We start from the raw sequence: 16,709 nt of genomic DNA, 5'->3' as shown, positions 1-16,709 counted from the left end.
TCCGCTAATCCTCTATATCCTTTTTTCAACTGAAAAAATAGAATCATAAAGAATCTCTGCCAGACTATTAATCTCCTGCTTGTTAATCGTCAACGGAGGAGCAAAGACGAGAATATCCATACCATCAAAGATCACCGAGCGGCAGATGAGCCCCCGTTTTGCCGCTTCAGCTACAACTGCTGGTGCAAACTGTCCCTTGTCACTTTTAAGCTCAACTGCACCGATTAGCCCCAGTGCTCTCACTTCACTAACAAGCTCCCTCTCACCCTGAATCCACTTGAATCCCTTCAGCAACTCCTCGCCCATTTTCCGGGAGTTCTCTATCAAGTTCTCATTCTCGATAATTTCAATATTCTTTAATCCGACTGCACAGGCCATTGGATGCCCGCTGTAGGTATAGCCATGCAGGAGGGTTCCGGCTGATAGTTCTTTAAAGTCTTCAAACATAGCCTTCGAAAATACCACTCCTCCAAGCTGGGCGTAGCCGCTTGTAACCCCCTTGGCAAAGCACATCATATCCGGAGCCACGCCGTAATGCTCCATTCCAAACATTTTCCCTGTACGCCCAAAACCGGTAATAACTTCATCGGTAATGAACAAAATATCAAACTCACTGCAAATCTTCCGCACTTCCTGAAAGTAACCGTCAGGAGCGATATGGACACCGCCTGCCCCCTGAATCGGCTCCGCCACAAAGGCCGCAATCGTCTCCGGTCCTTCCGCTTCTATCGTTTCCCTTAATGCTTCAGCAGAAAGGTTTTCCGTATAATAAAAGTCCGGTGCCAATGAATTCGTGAAGTCCCGGAATGGTTTAAGTCCTGTAGCACTTGTCGCTCCCATCGCCACCCCATGGTAGGATTTTTTACGGGATATAATTTTCTTTTTGGAAGGCTGGCCCTTTAAAATCCAGTAATGCCGTGCCAGCTTATAAGCTGTATCATTCGCTTCCGATCCACCGGAGGTAAAGAAGGTTGCACTTAAATCACCAGGTGTAATCTCAGCGATTTTCGCCGCCAGCCGAATGGCCGGTTCATTACTGAAGGTGGCGAAGCAGGAGCTGAAAGCGAGCTGACTCATCTGCTCCATCGCTGCCTGCCCCAGCTCTGTCCTGCCGTGCCCGACGTTCACATTCCAAAGGGAGGACATCCCGTCAATCACCCGGTTCCCCCTTACATCTTCCAGGTAGACACCTTCCCCTTTTTTAAAAATAAAGGCCGGCCCCTGCTCCTGCTGCTGCTGGATCGGAGATGTCGGATGCAGAAAATGGTTTTTATCCAGCTCTGCTAATTCCTGATATAAAGCTGCTGTTTTGCTCATGTAAATTCTCCCCTTACTATCATAAAGTCAATATAATGTAGATTTATATTCCTAGCTTGACGATAAAATAACCCCAAAGGACAACGGAAATCACAACAAAGGAAACGGCAACTGTTAACGTTTGTTTGTATTCTCTTTTTAACTCGGCAGCTCCGTTGTGCTTGGCCAAAATTCTTTTGATCGTCACAGTAGATAACCGTGTTTCTTTAATCTTCTGGTAATAGCCCAGCTCATAATCGGTCGGCTTAGCAATAAATCCGACGATGAGTAAGGTAAGCACAGAAACAATAATGGCCAGGTAGAAATTATCAAAGCCAACCGGGAAGGTAATAATTTCATACCGTTTCAATTCACCGAACACGATAAAGGTGATAATTCCAGCAAGCATGCTTGCTGTCGCCGCCTTGCTGCTCATCCGCTTCCATTCCAGGCTGCCAATGATGGTCGGCATCCAGGCAACCGCAAAAATGGATCCGGCGTAAATGGAAATCCAGAAGATCGATGAAGGCTGAAGGATCGCGATAATACAAACAACGACTGCCACAAGGGCCTGGGCACCACGTCCAATGAACATGCTTTTCTTCTCATCAAAATCTTTATGCAAGACGTTTTCAAATAAGTCCTTCGCGAGCGCAAATCCTGTTAGAACAAAAAGGGTGGAGGCAGTCGACATAATCGATGCCATCAATCCCGCCAAACCGATTCCGGCCAAAGCAGGCGGTGTATAATCCTTCATTCCAACGATAAATACACGGTCAGCAGGATCGATTCCAGGCTGCAGTACCATCATGGCAGCAGCGGCAATGAAAACAAGCAATTGCATAAATGGAGCGAAGAATACCCCGACAACGGCTGTTTTCAAAATAACAAAATCATTTTTCGCCGGGAATACACGGGACACAAGGGATGGTGTACATCCAAAGAACAGGATCCACATTAAGAATTGTGAAAAGACCCAGCCAAACGGACGATCCGCTCCGCCATTTACACCATAATAACCCGGGATCACTTCCCCAAGATTTTTGATTTGGTCAAGACCTGCCTGTCCAATAATGAGCGGTGAAATCACAATTGCAATCGTCAGCATCGTAAAGAACATCAGCGTATCTGTAATAACGACTCCGTACATGCCGCCCATCGCACTGAAAATCAAGAGAGCTAAAGTAAATAATAAAATCAGGACAGGGAACGGTATATTTAAAATCTCGGATAGGATGACACCAGCGCCGATTAATTGAACGACTCCATATCCCAATAAACCGATAATCATAATGGACGTTGCAATTACCGTCACCCATTTGTTCTGGAACCGCTTTTCAAAAAAGTCCGGAAGCGTCTGGCAATCCAAAGCCTTTAATTTTCTTCCTACATAAATAACAGCAAATAATGTCCCTAACCAGGCTCCATATGAACCAAACCCGGCATGCGCAACAGGCCCTTCGTTATAGATCATGCCTGCAAGTCCAAGCAGTGTGACCGCACTTAAATAGGTAGCTGCCAGTGTACCAACGATTAAGACCGTAGAACCCTTTTCCCCCATGACATAGAAATCATCTTTGCTTTTTACAAATCTCGTTACGATGATTCCAGCAATAACATAAACGGCAACGACAACAAAAAATATGATTTTCTCCATCCTATACCTCCTTCGTTATGCCATCATGAATGGGATTTGCCGGAGTGTCTTTCTCTTCTTCCAGCTTTTTAATGGTTGGCAAGTACTCTTTCTTTAAAATCCACATCACAATACCTGCTGATATGACCGTTGTCGCAATTGCGTTTCCGAATAATAACCATAATCCTGGATTCATCATTTCAACCCCCATTTTGATGACGGAAAAAGGACAGAACCCCCTCTTCCGCTCTATTTTTTATTCTTTGGCTCTGTTAAATTTGCCTGTTGATTTCCGTTCCAGGCGCTCAGCGAACGCGGGCGGTCAGGGAGCCTCCTCAAGCATTAAGCCTGCGGGGTCTCCCTTTGACACGCTACTCCCGCAGGACATTGAATAAGCATCCGTGAATAGACACCGCACGAAGAAAATGCGAGAGCATTTTAGAGGAGTCTCCCGCCTTCCACTCCAATCAACAGGGTGCTAAAATCAACATTGGCCTTTAACACAGCCTATTCTTTATACTGGCACCACTTTAATAGAAAGGCTGCATAGGTTTTCGTGACTCTTTTGACACTATCCAAATCCACCCATTCATCCGGGGCATGCAGATTGGCGCCTGTTGGCCCGTAGCAAGTGGAAGGAATATTGTAATAGAGATTATAAAATCTGGCGTCTGTCGTACCTGTAAAAGCGCCATAGCTTAAATCACTTTTCTCAATGATCCGATGCGCTTCCTCCAATGTATGGATAAACTCTTGATCCGGATCAAGGGTAAAGCCTTCCGCATGGAAGCCGTAAAAGCTGATTTCCGGCGGATTCTCCTTTAGCCACTCATCCTTCTTGGCCGCTTCCAGCAAAAATGCCTGTAACTCCTTCTTCACATCTGCCGGATCCACTCCTGGGTTAAAGCCGACCCTTGCTTCGACCGTACATTCCGATGGAACCGTGGAAGGCCAATCGCCTGAATGGATTTTCCCGATATTAATATTTTGCGGATGCGGATGGTCATCGAACACTTTATGCTTAGACCGGCTATTAATCTCTTTCTCGTATTCCTGAAGGGCTTCTACCATTTTATAAGCTTTTACAATGGCATTGACCGCTTTGTCCGCTCTTTCTGTATGCGCCCCCAGGCCTGCCACCTTTATGCGGACCCAAATGACGCCAACCTGCCCCACTAAGGCCTGCTGTCCAAGCGGCTCCGGAATGAGGGCTGCATCTGCCCGGTATCCGGCTTCGATGGCAGCCAGGGCTCCGTTGCCTGTGCACTCTTCTTCTGTGACCGTCTTGATCGTTACGTCATTGGCAAGCTCCACCCCTGCCTGTTGAACAGCCTTCAATGCATAAATCATAGCCGTAACCCCGGACTTCATATCGGCAATGCCGCGGCCATACATTTTATTGCCGACAATTTCAGATCCCCATGGGTCAAAGCTCCATTTGGATACCGGCTCCGGGCTGACCACATCGATATGCCCTTGAAAAATAATGCTCTTCCCCTTTTTATCTCCCTTTGCCTCATATTTTCCTACCACGACAGGACGGTTGTCATAAGACCATTCCGCCTTCGAGTATCCGGGATGAGCACCCAGCTTCTCCGGATCGGGGATTATTTTTTCAACCTTCAAGTTCAAATCCTTTTCTAGGGAGTCCGCCAAAAATTCCTGAATGGCCCCTTCATTCCCCAGTGTGGATGGATACCGCCCAAGCTTTTGCAGATAGGAAACTTCCTCTTCCCATAAAGCATCCACCTGTTCAAAGACTTTCTCAATGACATCCTTTTGCACTTTTTCCAACTCGATCACTCCTATAAGGTTTCTTTGTTTGCCAAAGTCAAAACTGTATCAAATAAAACCTGTACTCCCTTTTCAATATCCTCTGGTGTACTAAACTCTTCTTCACAATGGCTGAGCCCGTTTATGCTTGGAATAAACAGCATAGCTGTCGGGGTAATCCGATTTAAATACTTGGCATCATGGCCTGCCCCGCTCAGCATTCTCATATAGGAGAAGCTATGTTTTTCGGCTGCGTCTTCCATTACCTCAATAATCTCTTTTGAAAAAGAGTCTGTATCGATTTTGTCGAGATCTTTTATCTGCAGCTCCATTCCCTCTACCAATGTCATCGTGCTTAATGACTCCTTTACCTGCTGCTCAAAGCGTTCACGAACATGATCATCTGGATGGCGAATATCAATCGAGAAGACCACCTGATCTGCCACTGTATTGATAACATTCGGAGATGCCTGGATTCGGCCAACCGCAACGAGCAATTCTGGAATCTCTTCTGCCAGCGCATAGATTTTCGCAATAAGCTTAGAGGCAAGCAGAACAGCATCCTTTCTGCGGTTCATCGGAGTTGTCCCCGTATGGGACGTCCTCCCCGTGATGGCTGCCTCCAGCCAGCTCATCCCCTGAATCCCCGTGACAACTCCAATCGATTTTTCCCGATCCTCCAAGACAGGGCCCTGTTCAATATGCAGTTCAACGAAACAGAAAGGGTCCTGTTGGCGGTTTTCCTTTAACCCTTTGTAGCCGATCCGCTCCAGCTCTTCTCCAAATATGAAGCCCTTTTGATCCTTCATATTCAGGATCGTTTGTTTGTTAAAAATCTCTGCCATGGCGCCTGACCCCAGCATGGCCGGCTGAAATCTGGCCCCTTCTTCATTTGTAAAATTAACAATTTCAATCGGTCTCTCCGTTTCAATACCAAGATCATTTAAGGTCCGGATCACCTCCAGCGCCCCAAGCACACCGAGCACCCCATCATACTTTCCGCCTTTTGGCTGTGTATCCAGGTGGGAGCCCGCTAAAACGGGAGCCAGCTCATTGTTTCTGCCTTTCCGCCTTCCATACATATTCCCAAAGTCATCAACCCTTGTTTCCAATCCGCACTCTTTCATCCACTGCAGGAAAAGGCTTCTCATGTTCTGATCCTCATCGGTCAGGGAAAGCCGGCAAATGCCGCCATTTGGCAGCTTGCCAATTTCCGCACTTTGCTGGATCGTCTTCATTAAGCGATCCAGCTTGATATTCGTTACCTGATGTTTCACCATATCCGCTCCCTTCTTGCCTATTCTTTTTGCAAATAGCGTGCCAAGTTAATAGAGTCATTTAGGCGAAGTTCGCTAGATTTTGTTGTGAATTTTTAGAATATTTACTATAATTGTTTTTAAAAGCGACTCAATGAGTTGATTTCGATTCGCCTTTATCAAACGTTTCGGATGAAAATGAATCGAAATCAATTCAGAAAGGAGGATTATATGGAGCAGCTTCTAAAACTGGCCAATCAGCGCCCAAATTTTTTTACAGATATTCTGAATTCTATTAATGATGCCATCTATATTACGGATAAAAACGGAGTCACCCTATGGGTCAATCACATTAGTGAAGTCATAACCCAGGTGCCAAGGGAGAAACTGATTGGAAGAAATGTAAGAGATTTGGAGAAAGAGAGGGTATTTTCTCCTTCGGTTACGAGGCTTGCGGCTGAAGCCAACAGCAATGTCAGCACCGTCCAGGAGGTAAGAGACGGAAGGAAATTTATCGCCACCGGCCATTTAGTGAAGGATGAAAAGGGAGAAGTCATCGCCATCGTCGCACATTGCCGGGATATTACGGAAGCTGTTAAAACCTCTTCCAAGCTTAGGGATACAGAGGAATTGCTGGAGAAATACAGCCAGGAGCTTAGAAAATTAAAGATTCCCTTACATACAAGCGATCTTCCGGCAAAGAAAGAATTGATACTGCACCCATCAACTGAAGACCTGATCGGGAAGATCGCCAAGGTTAATACGACTGCTTTAATCACCGGTGAAACAGGTACAGGAAAAAGCGCGACAGCGGAAAGAATCCATTTATTAAGTAAACGGTACAATGCACCATTTATCCAAATAAACTGCGCATCCATGCCGGAGCAGCTGCTGGAATCCGAGCTCTTCGGCTACAAAAAAGGAGCCTTTACAGGGGCGCACACATCCGGCAAGCAAGGATTAATCCAGGCTGCGGAAGGCGGAACGTTATTTCTGGATGAAATCGGCGAGCTGCCTACCCACCTCCAGGCTAAGCTATTGCATTTCCTGCAAACCAAAACCTACCTCCCGATCGGTGCAAGGGAATACGTCCAGGCAAACGTCCGAATCATCGCCGCCACCAATCGAAACCTGGAAAAAATGACAGAAGAAGGCTCCTTCCGCTCAGACCTGTATTACCGGCTTCATATCCTTGCGATCAACCTTCCACCGCTTAGGGAACGAAAGGAAGTCATTAAGGACCTTGCCTTCTACTTTCTGGACACCTATAACCAGAAATACAACGTCAAAAAGCGAATGACTTCAGGAGTATTGGATATTTTTCAATCCTACCACTGGCCCGGGAACATCCGAGAACTCGAAAACCTGATGGAAAGGCTGGTCATCCTATGTGACCAAACCATTGACGAAAAAGACCTGCCGCAAAAAATGATGGAAAACCTGCACTTGCCTGATTATAGGAAACAGACGGATCCGTATAACAGCATGCCGGAATTACTGGAGAACATTGAAAGGAATATGATTCTTGATGCTTTAAAAAAGGAAAAATCGACACGGAAGGCTGCACAGAAACTGGGCGTTACACAATCGCTGCTGATGAGACGAGTGAGGAAGTATGGAATCGATGTTCATGCAGAATCCGCTAAAGCAAAATAGCCGAATTTCTATTTGACTTGGCTGAAACAAAAAAATTAACTATTACTTTTTCAGATTTTCTTTCATTAACTTTGATATTTGCTGCTCATCGGTATTTGAAATCTGTTTCAGCTGATTAACAACGAGCTCCTGCCGCTGCCGGGAATGGTTTTGGCTTAATTTCGCTTTCCCTTCTATATAATTAATCTTTATTTTGAATCCTTGAACTCCTTTATTCATGCCAGCGAGAAACTCGGGATCAATATCCTGCAATCGGTATGAACTGTCAGGAGCTTCGTACTTCAAAACCATATCATGCATGGAGCCGATTAACTCATCTTCATCCTCAATAAGTTCGACTTCACCATATACGTGAACAGCAGTATAATTCCAGGTTGGCACGGCTTTATTGGTTTCATACCAGGATGGCGAGATATAACAGTGAGGACCGTGGAAAATAACTAGAACTGTTTGATTCGGGATATCTTTCCATTGGGGATTTGGACGTGCAAAATGCCCATATAAGTATGTATTTTCCTTGTTCAATATTAACGGTAAATGAGTTGCGAATGGTTGACCATTGTGCTGGGAAAAAAGAGTTGCAAAGCTATTCTCCTTTATGACAGTTAAGGCTTCATCGTCACTGATCTTAAAATGCTTGGGAATATACATAAAAAGTCTCCTTTCTGTTTGAATATAATCAAGCTCCTCCAGGAAGCACTCAAAAACAGATTTGATATAAGTTATAATAATATTCAAACTGACATATAAAAAGATACAATTTTAAATAATTGAGCATGTCAAAGGAGATTGCCATGAAAAATGCCATTTTTTCTATGAAGGATGACTCCCCTAAATACAAGCAAATCTACGGGCAGTTTAAAAACTATATTGAACAGGGTGTTATACCGGCTGATGAACAATTGCCCTCCATTCGCCAGCTCGCTGACTCTCTTCAAGTAAGCCGCAATACCACATTAATGGCATATGAGCAGCTTGCGGCAGAAGGCTATATTCGCGGGGAAGGAAGAAAAGGATATTTCGCAAATAAATTGGAATCCCGTTTATTTCAAGAGGCGCCCCATACTATTAGCAAAAAGCAAACAGAGCCGATGACGGCTGTCCATATTGATTTTAAAGCAGGAGCCGTAGACCAGACACATTTTCCTTTACAGGCCTGGAGAAGGACGGCCAATCAAGTACTAACGTTTCCGGAAAGCTTTCGATACGGGAGCCCTTTTGGCGAAGCCTGTCTCCGGGAACAAATTGCGGCATACTTGCTCCAATCCCGCGGGGTAAAGGCAGATTCCAACTCCATTATTATTGGAAGCAGTACCCAGCAAATGCTGATCAATCTTGGATATATACTGAAGGATGATTTTCCGAGGATTATAGTTGAGGATCCTGGCTATGATGGTGCCAGGGAAGCTTTTCAATTCCACCGGTATACACTTGAAACCTTGCCAGTTAATGAAGCAGGTGCAGATTTTTCCCAATTGGAACAAAAGACATCACGATTAATCTATGTAACACCATCACACCACAGTCCATACGGGGTAAGCATGCCCATTCAGCAGCGGCAAAAGCTTATTCAATGGGCCAACAACAAGCAAGGCTTTATTATTGAAGACGATTATGATAGCGAGTTTCGCTATACCCAACAGCCATTTCCTGCTCTTGCTTCGATTGATGCTGCCAGAGTCATTTATCTTGGGAACTTTTCAAAGTCCTTTCTTCCAGGAATCCGATTAAGCTATATGGTGCTGCCCCACCCGCTTGTAACCCTTTACAAAAATCACTTCATTCATTTCGAGAATACCGCTTCTCTTCTGAACCAGCTCACAATGGCCAAATTTATGGAAGATGGGGAATGGGATCGTCACATTAAACGCATGCGGCTTGTGTATAAAAAGAAAATGGCGCAATTAGTATCAGCATTAAAGGGACAATTCGGTCAATGTATAACTGTTATAGGGGAACAGTCTGGTTTGTATGTATTGATAAAAGTTCACCTTAAGCGCACAGAAGAATGGCTTCTTCAACAGGCATCCAGTTGCGGTGTGAAAGTATATCCCACTTCTCTTTATTTCATCCATAACCATACAGAACAGCCGATTATCAAACTTGGCTTCAGCAATCTTTCTTTTGATGAAATACAGCTTGGTGTGAATCTTTTAAAGAAGGCGTGGCTATAGACATGCCCGCGGCTATTCATAATCTACTAAAATGCCAAGATATTATCCTTAAGGACTCTGAGGATCCTAGTCAATGACGTTCTACCTGCCTAGTCTGGGGGAATATGAGGTAAAAACCGATTCTTTGTTTTACGCTTTAAAACTTCATGGTATCCAGGGTCAGGCTCCTCTGTTTTTTCTCTTTTTTAACACAAAGAAACCTTGTCATGCTTCAGAATGACAAGGTTTCTTATTCCCCTATAACCTTAAATTTTTCTCTTATTCTTTAGTCAACTGTAAAAACTTAATAGTATAAGCCCCGCCTTCGCTATATACCATGATGGCCACACTTGCCATCCGCCTGTTTTTATTATAAATGAAAACGCTTACATATTCCACATTAACTATTCTTCAATTTTCGACAATACTGCTGATAGAAGGAAACCAAAACCTTTTTGCACCAGACCCTACGGAAAGGATATCGTATTATTGATCGGCGACAATAAAGTTGTTTAATTTCAATGCTATAAACTCGGATAACACCGTCCGTGAATGTGGACGGTGTTAAATATATTTATATTAAAAATTCACATCTTTCCCGTAAAATGCTGAAACATATAACTGTTTCATTTCTTCAATCGAAGTTTCACGAGGGTTTGTTCCTGTACATGGATCTGTTACAGCGTTTTTCGCCATTTCATCGACATGCTTATTAAAGATTTCTTCTGTTACACCGAACTCTTGAAGGCTATTTGGCACATTCATTTCTGTATTTAGATTACGAATATATGAAACCAGTGCATCAACTAATTCATCATTTGTATTCCCTTCAAGTCCTATTCGTTTTGCAATTGTTGCAAAGCGATCGGCTACGACTGTTCGATTAAATTGAATGACATACGGTAAATAAATAGCATTTGCACAGCCATGCGGGATATCGAATGTTGGACCACTTTTATGTGCTAGGCTATGTACGTTTCCAAGTACTGCATTGGCAAAAGCCATACCAGCCATAGCTTGGGCATTATGCATTTCTTTTCGGGCTTCTTGGTCACCATTATAAGAATCTGCAAGATTATTTTTTATAATTGCCGCCCCTTCAATTGCTAGTGCATCCGTAAATACTGTACGCGGCTTTGCCACATATGCTTCAATGCAATGTGTGAAAGCATCCATGCCAGTATATGCCGTAATATGTTTTGGCATCGACTCTACCATAACTGGATCAATAATTGCAATGTCTGGAGTTAATTCAAAATCGGCTAATGGATATTTAATATTCGTTTTCTCATCTGTAATAACGGATAAATTGGAAATTTCAGCTGCACTTCCACTTGTTGTTGGGATCCCAGCATATTTTGCTTTTGTACGAAGTTTTGGTAATGTAAAAGGTTTTGCTGCTTCTTTAAAAGTTAAATCAGGATGTTCATAGAATAACCACATCGCTTTCGCAGCATCCATTACAGAACCTCCGCCGATCCCGATTACCCAGTCAGGTTCAAAATCATTTAATACGTCTACACCTTCTTTTACCATTTGAACAGTTGGCTCTGTATTAACTCCTTCGATGACACGGTTTTCAATTCCAGCTTCTAAAAGCAAGCCTTGAATGCGTTCTAGATTACCCGTCTTCTTTATCGAGCCTCCTCCAATGACTAACGCTGCTTTCTTACCTTCTAATTCTTTTAACTTATCAAGTGAATTTCCTCCAAAATAAATGTCGCGCGGAATAGTAAAACGGTTCATGTTTTTGTCCCCTCCAGTATTAATTTCTTTACAATAGGAAGTATAAATCAGTATAGTTAATATTGGGAAGAACTTACTTATAAGTGGCATAGTATCAAAAAAGTAACTAAAGGATGGGGTGATACCAATCGTACGTGATTTTAACCAGACGTTTAATTGTGAAAAAGAGCTAACGCTTTCTGTAATTGGCGGTAAGTGGAAAATGATTATTTTGTGGTATTTAGGCAAAGAAGGAACAAAAAGATTTAGCGAATTGAAAGCACTTCTTCCAAATATTACGCAAAAAATGCTAACTAATCAATTAAGGGAATTAGAAGCCGATCAAATTATTCACCGCGAAGTTTATCCTATCGTCCCTCCTAAAGTAGAATATTCCCTTACAGAACATGGGGAAACCTTGATACCTATTCTTGAATTAATGTACGAATGGGGAAAGAACTATATAAATACTGTCGTTCATGACCAAGCTTCCGTCGAAAAGTAAAATTTATATTGGGATAAACTTTGAAGCTATAGAATCACTTCCCACCCATTGGGACCAACATTTTCCCAACCATCTTCATCATTTCCTTTGAAGAATGCTATTCCTAATACAGGCTCAGTAAGATGAGGGAATTCTTCTTGTTCTGGCATAGTATCATATAAAACAATTGAGATAGACTCCACATTCTCTATATGAATAACATTATTAACTTTATATGGAGTATCCTTTTTTATTGCTTTATTTAATGTTGGATAATTACACCTAGTCATCATCATTAATAAAATAAAAACAAAAGCACCTTCTTCATATAAAAAGTTTCACTCCCACCCGAATAGTTAAGTTATATTAAATATTCAGATTATCCTTCTTTATATTTCTGCTATTATGTTTATTTAGACTAATCCAATCAGTTTATTGATACCTTAGATCTTCGATTTACATACTGCTAATTCCTTCTCGCAGCTTGCTATTAAAAAGAACGAGCACTACCTTTATTCAATGATAGCGCCCTTTAATTGAACAAAGAAGACTATAAGACTTCTTCGATTTTCATTCTATTTTATATTAGGTCCAACGACTGTAAGAAACACTAAAAAATACAGAAAAGCTTATACCTGTTCTTTTTAAAAAAAGACAACTAAGGTACCCTTTTTTATACCCTATTTTACCTTTTTGTCAATTGATTTCGATTCTCAACCTGTGGCGGTTCTTCCATCCAACCATTTTTGATCATAATTTTTCCACCTTGTTTCGCAAAATCAAAAATATCTTTTGCAAGGAGTGTCATTTTCGCCGGCAAATCACTTCGTAAACTAAAAGCACCGCCAAGTGCATTACTTCCAAGTCCAAATGTGGTTAACAAACTGGTATTATACATCATTAATTTATCAGAGAATGGAGCAACAGTTGAATTTGTCGCTTTTCCTGCATGAGTAGCTGGGGGTTCAATGTAATCTTGCCGTAAAAATTCACCTAGTGATGTTTCGACTTTCTTTGACAGTTCCATTCCTTTAACAAAATGGTTTCGTACCTGTTGATCGTGTGCTACTTGTGCAAATCCGATCATTAATTGCATTCCCGTAAGATTTGTCTCAATGGCATGATGTATAAGAGAAATTTCAATTGTATTTAAGGATCTTTCATAACTGAACCAATTTAATCCAGTCAAATATTTTTTATCATGTGCAAACTTCACTTCTTTTGGCATCGATACATAAGGGGGACGAGAAAGAACCCCTGCTTCTAAAAGAACCTGTGTTGCTTGGTCATAGGCCTCTTGCCCTTCCGCTGTTAAACGTCTGAAAAATTGTCTTATATCTTGACGGTAAGACATAGTCGAATAGAGCGCGTAAAGACTAGTTCCTATTTTAGCCATCATGTGCAAATACATAACATCATACATATAGTCGAATAACTTGGGAGCCCCTTTATTCACGTCTTTTTCAGTAAAACCCGTCGGAATAACTGCGCCTTCCTGTTGAAAAATATTGGTCACAAACTCTACACTTTCTGCAGCACGTTCATAATAAGACTGTAGAATTTGCCGTGTTTCCTCTTTTTCAACGTGTTCAAGAAAGTATTCCAGAAATCTCATAATCATTGTTTTGTCTTGATACGTCATCCACAAGTTCGCTAATTCTGAAGATGTAATTGGTAAACGATTTGAACTCCCCATCCAAACCCTCCTAATCTCATTCGTTTTCTTAACTTTTCCAACTTTAAAAAGTTTTATTAATCAATCTGTGTTTTTTAGTATTCAATATAGAAAAGCACAAAGCTAACGGTGGCATGTCTTGGATATTTGTGTTAAGAACACCGTTTTTTTGGGGGGAAGTATTCAAAAGCATAACAATGAGCCATTGATTATAATACACTTTTTATCAAACATCCTTACTCCATAATCTGGCCCGTTTGCTGAATAAAAAAAATCCTGCAATACAGGATTTTTGATAAAACATTTACAAACGGTTCGATTATTTCAAAACGGTGCAGGGAAAAGCTTCGCAACTTTTTTATAAACGTCGTGACTTTATTTTAAACATCGCATCTTTTTTATAAACATCTCGACTATATTTCAAATCAACAATTTTTGGTGGAAAACAAACTCTAAGCAAATTGTGATATGAACAAAGTTCTGATATGGAGAAATAAATTGGGATTATTCAGTAATTTTTCCCCTTATGAAATTATTTTATATATAATATGATAGTTTTGTAATATTTTACCACGAGAAAGAGTGATAAAAAATGGAAATTTTTAATTTAGGTTATTACAGTACTTGTATTTAATGAAAGTGTTAATGCAAAAAAACGCAAATGAAAACAATGGTGTTCTGCTTTGGAGTAATGAAAAAAGTTATTTAGCATGGTGCGAGAATTCATACTGAATTTTTTTTGGAAATAAGAAATGGAGGAAGGATAATGAAAAAGTACTACAAATTTGTGGCCTTACTTTTCACGTTATGCATGTTTTTTGCTGCTCCAGTTGAAATGGAGGCTAAAGTAAATTCCTCGTCAGAAGTTACGGAAAAAGAAAAAAATGAAATCAAGCAAGCAAAACCAGAATTATATTTCATTCCAACGAGTGATTCCGAAAAAGCGGATGAAGTTATTAGCCAACTGAAACAAGGGAAATCTCCGGAAACATTAGGGCTAATATCAAATCAAAAGCATAGCCCAAGAGAACAAACGCTGGAGCAAATGAATTCAGAGGTTAAGAAAAATGCGGTTACGATAATGGAGGAAAGGACAGATAAGGGAAAAGATTCCGGTATGGCGAATTCCATTACTGCTTCAGATGGAGATGATTGGACCCCCCCTTCATTTCAGTACGATGATATAACATTTGATTCCTGTGTGGAGAATGAAAAGGCAGCATCAGGTTGGATTAAAAACCGTTATTCTCAATGTTGGTCGAGCTACGTTGTGTATAGCGATCCAGCCGGATGTGGTCCAAGTTGGTTTCCATTTGGCTGTGACTGGGTTGCCTTTCGAGTAACCGTTATCGCAAATGGATATAACGGATTTCGGGGAGTTACTTACAATTATACAATAGACGATATTGATACAGACTTTGACAGCAAAGGATGGCGAGGTTCAAAAGTTACCCTCAGCACGGAATGTGACGGTATTTCAGAAACCCGTGATTGTATTGGTGCGGATGAAAATGCCACAAGAACATTGGCAAATTGGGAATCAAGCAGTCATTACCAGTTTTATATTACATCTGAAGCCCCACCAATTACGAATAATAATAAGGATCAGGTAAGTTACATGGATATGTGGCCAAGAATAACTGTAGATCCACCTAGCAAAAAATATCCTCCACTGACAAATGATGGTCCAAAAGAAACCATTCGAATGGACTCAGCCGATTATCTGTTTACTCCTGGCTTTTCTAAAAGAGAAGGGGCTATCTTTGCGAATTTCATTCCGACCTTTACCTATGATATGAATGATCCGTACTTTAATATTATGAAAGAAGCTTTTCAGCATCATAAAGACGCCTTGACCTCAGAAGGAAGCGTAATCCCAGGGAAGGAGCCTAAGCCTCCACTCACTCGAATTTATTCTGCATATGACAGAGAACAATATAACAAGAATACCAATGCCAAAAATCAAGCATGTAAGAATCTTAATAAACCGGAAGGATATGAATGTGATGAATTTCCATTTGCCAGCACATATGAAGGAGCCGGCAAGGGTGATGGCAGGTTTTCTGTACGATACATTCCCAGAGATGCAAACAATACTCATGGGCGCTGGCTTGCAGCATGGTATGCATATAATCGAATTTTACACAAAGATTCATTTTATATAGGATTTAGAGAGTAATTAATATTCGGATTAAAGAGTATGTTGGCTTCAATTCATAAAATCCACTCCCATATAAATGGAATTGTAAAACGCAATCTTTAATTGGTTGCGTTTTTTCTGGCCATTTTCCTAGTTTACATCCTAATGTTGCTTTTGAATTTATCTAGACTAAAGGTGAAAATTCCTTGATTTTATAGAGTTTTATTATATTAGACCTGTATAATATATGCCCTTGACTTTGAACCTTGCAGGGTCGTGTTTCTCTTGGGATAGGGATCAGGTTACCCCAGCCCCACACCTATCAAGGTTACACGACACTTCTTCAAAGTAAAGGGATCGCTAACGCTCATATATCATACATAGTAGACATAATATATTTGGTACGGTTAATGTGTAAAAAATGTTGAATTTTCACTAAAAAGGCGTACATATTGAACATAATGTACGCCGATTTTTTTAGTATAGTTAATGAAGTAAAGTTTGATCAAAAACACCTCACAAACCGGTATTTTACGATAAATAAAAAGAATCGATTTTGAAAAATTGATCAAAATGGATTCTTTTCTAGTAGATTTAAATCTTGTTTTTATAAAGAAGTTTGATCATTTCTGTGATCCTTATGCCATTAAAGCGCCCGATTGTGGAAGAAAATTTAGGTTAATCTAATTGAAGAACCCCCCCCTTATCTCAACAAGACTTAGTCAAAATTATAAAAACTTTTCTGGGTTTCTTACTTTTAGATTCAATATAAAACCACAATTTACACAAAAACAAGCATCTACTTCAGAACATTTAATAATTGCTTTCTTCTTAAATAATGCCCCATAACCTTTGAATTCACCAGTTCTAGTCTCTTTTGAACCGCATTCTGAACAAACCTTATCTCTATTCAAA

The 16,709-nt window shown here is 41.1% G+C and carries 13 protein-coding genes; 4 read left to right on the top strand and 9 right to left on the bottom strand.

What is annotated here, in order from left to right:
- Positions 1 to 12: 12 nt before the first annotated feature.
- The 5 genes from DFO73_RS06230 to DFO73_RS06210 all read right to left on the bottom strand — a co-directional run bounded on the left by DFO73_RS06230 (position 13) and on the right by DFO73_RS06210 (position 5,985).
- The gene (locus tag DFO73_RS06230; protein WP_110063910.1) at positions 13 to 1,317 is read right to left on the bottom strand and encodes an aminotransferase family protein; all 1,305 of its coding nucleotides are present in this window, start codon (positions 1,315 to 1,317) and stop codon (positions 13 to 15) included.
- A gap of 43 nt (positions 1,318 to 1,360) precedes the next feature.
- Complete coding sequence (locus DFO73_RS06225; RefSeq protein WP_110063909.1) at positions 1,361 to 2,953, bottom strand: sodium:solute symporter family protein; 1,593 nt, start codon at positions 2,951 to 2,953, stop codon at positions 1,361 to 1,363.
- A 1-nt stretch (position 2,954) separates the two neighbouring features.
- Positions 2,955 to 3,131 carry a hypothetical protein gene (locus DFO73_RS28490; protein WP_181395935.1) on the bottom strand — a complete coding sequence of 59 codons (177 nt, stop codon included), beginning with the start codon at positions 3,129 to 3,131 and terminating at the stop codon, positions 2,955 to 2,957.
- 308 nt (positions 3,132 to 3,439) lie between these two features.
- Entirely contained in the window at positions 3,440 to 4,717 is a 1,278-nt protein-coding gene (locus DFO73_RS06215; RefSeq protein WP_309043010.1) for an ArgE/DapE family deacylase, read from the bottom strand.
- A 20-nt stretch (positions 4,718 to 4,737) separates the two neighbouring features.
- Positions 4,738 to 5,985, bottom strand: a complete 1,248-nt coding sequence (locus DFO73_RS06210; protein WP_110063906.1) for a M20 family metallo-hydrolase — start codon at positions 5,983 to 5,985, stop codon at positions 4,738 to 4,740.
- 207 nt (positions 5,986 to 6,192) lie between these two features.
- Between DFO73_RS06210 and DFO73_RS06205 the strand changes: the two genes are divergently transcribed.
- Positions 6,193 to 7,617: a sigma-54 interaction domain-containing protein gene (locus tag DFO73_RS06205; RefSeq protein WP_110063905.1), complete on the top strand. Its 1,425-nt coding sequence runs from the start codon at positions 6,193 to 6,195 to the stop codon at positions 7,615 to 7,617.
- A 42-nt stretch (positions 7,618 to 7,659) separates the two neighbouring features.
- Here DFO73_RS06205 and DFO73_RS06200 read toward each other — a convergent pair whose 3' ends face one another.
- The gene (locus tag DFO73_RS06200) at positions 7,660 to 8,268 is read right to left on the bottom strand and encodes an FMN-binding negative transcriptional regulator (protein WP_110063904.1); all 609 of its coding nucleotides are present in this window, start codon (positions 8,266 to 8,268) and stop codon (positions 7,660 to 7,662) included.
- A 143-nt stretch (positions 8,269 to 8,411) separates the two neighbouring features.
- Between DFO73_RS06200 and pdxR the strand changes: the two genes are divergently transcribed.
- Positions 8,412 to 9,791, top strand: coding sequence for a MocR-like pyridoxine biosynthesis transcription factor PdxR (gene pdxR, locus DFO73_RS06195; RefSeq protein WP_110063903.1), 1,380 nt, complete (start codon positions 8,412 to 8,414; stop codon positions 9,789 to 9,791).
- Positions 9,792 to 10,349: 558 nt separating this feature from the next.
- On the opposite strand, the gene DFO73_RS06190 is transcribed toward pdxR, so the two are convergent.
- On the bottom strand, positions 10,350 to 11,516 hold the full coding sequence (locus DFO73_RS06190; RefSeq protein ID WP_110063902.1) for an iron-containing alcohol dehydrogenase: 1,167 nt from the start codon (positions 11,514 to 11,516) through the stop codon (positions 10,350 to 10,352).
- 127 nt (positions 11,517 to 11,643) lie between these two features.
- Here DFO73_RS06190 and DFO73_RS06185 point away from each other — a divergent pair, with 127 nt between their 5' ends.
- Positions 11,644 to 12,000 carry a winged helix-turn-helix transcriptional regulator gene (locus DFO73_RS06185; protein WP_110064013.1) on the top strand — a complete coding sequence of 119 codons (357 nt, stop codon included), beginning with the start codon at positions 11,644 to 11,646 and terminating at the stop codon, positions 11,998 to 12,000.
- Positions 12,001 to 12,664: 664 nt separating this feature from the next.
- On the opposite strand, the gene DFO73_RS06175 is transcribed toward DFO73_RS06185, so the two are convergent.
- On the bottom strand, positions 12,665 to 13,675 hold the full coding sequence (locus DFO73_RS06175) for a DUF3231 family protein (protein ID WP_110063900.1): 1,011 nt from the start codon (positions 13,673 to 13,675) through the stop codon (positions 12,665 to 12,667).
- 745 nt (positions 13,676 to 14,420) lie between these two features.
- On the opposite strand from DFO73_RS06175, the gene DFO73_RS06170 reads away from it, so the two are divergent.
- Positions 14,421 to 15,833 (top strand): NucA/NucB deoxyribonuclease domain-containing protein, encoded by a 1,413-nt coding sequence (locus DFO73_RS06170; protein WP_110063899.1) that lies wholly within the window; start codon positions 14,421 to 14,423, stop codon positions 15,831 to 15,833.
- A 689-nt stretch (positions 15,834 to 16,522) separates the two neighbouring features.
- On the opposite strand, the gene DFO73_RS06160 is transcribed toward DFO73_RS06170, so the two are convergent.
- On the bottom strand, positions 16,523 to 16,708 hold the full coding sequence (locus DFO73_RS06160) for a hypothetical protein (protein ID WP_110063898.1): 186 nt from the start codon (positions 16,706 to 16,708) through the stop codon (positions 16,523 to 16,525).
- Between the last annotated feature and the right edge of the window lies 1 nt (position 16,709).

This window comes from Cytobacillus oceanisediminis (genome assembly GCF_003182355.1).
Classification (GTDB): Bacteria; Bacillota; Bacilli; order Bacillales; family Cytobacillaceae; genus Cytobacillus; species Cytobacillus oceanisediminis_A.
Note: the sequence above shows the minus strand (reverse complement) of the source record. Positions and strands in the feature narration are given on the sequence as shown.

What these genes read in the sequence shown, in the direction of transcription:
- DFO73_RS06175 (WP_110063900.1), bottom strand. Translation starts at nt 13,675, where the DNA reads ATGGGGAGTTCAAATCGTTTACCAATTACATCTTCAGAATTAGCGAAC.
- DFO73_RS06225 (WP_110063909.1), bottom strand. Translation starts at nt 2,953, where the DNA reads ATGGAGAAAATCATATTTTTTGTTGTCGTTGCCGTTTATGTTATTGCT.
- DFO73_RS06205 (WP_110063905.1), top strand. Translation starts at nt 6,193, where the DNA reads ATGGAGCAGCTTCTAAAACTGGCCAATCAGCGCCCAAATTTTTTTACA.
- DFO73_RS06210 (WP_110063906.1), bottom strand. Translation starts at nt 5,985, where the DNA reads ATGGTGAAACATCAGGTAACGAATATCAAGCTGGATCGCTTAATGAAG.
- DFO73_RS06190 (WP_110063902.1), bottom strand. Translation starts at nt 11,516, where the DNA reads ATGAACCGTTTTACTATTCCGCGCGACATTTATTTTGGAGGAAATTCA.
- DFO73_RS28490 (WP_181395935.1), bottom strand. Translation starts at nt 3,131, where the DNA reads ATGATGAATCCAGGATTATGGTTATTATTCGGAAACGCAATTGCGACA.
- DFO73_RS06230 (WP_110063910.1), bottom strand. Translation starts at nt 1,317, where the DNA reads ATGAGCAAAACAGCAGCTTTATATCAGGAATTAGCAGAGCTGGATAAA.
- DFO73_RS06170 (WP_110063899.1), top strand. Translation starts at nt 14,421, where the DNA reads ATGAAAAAGTACTACAAATTTGTGGCCTTACTTTTCACGTTATGCATG.
- pdxR (WP_110063903.1), top strand. Translation starts at nt 8,412, where the DNA reads ATGAAAAATGCCATTTTTTCTATGAAGGATGACTCCCCTAAATACAAG.
- DFO73_RS06200 (WP_110063904.1), bottom strand. Translation starts at nt 8,268, where the DNA reads ATGTATATTCCCAAGCATTTTAAGATCAGTGACGATGAAGCCTTAACT.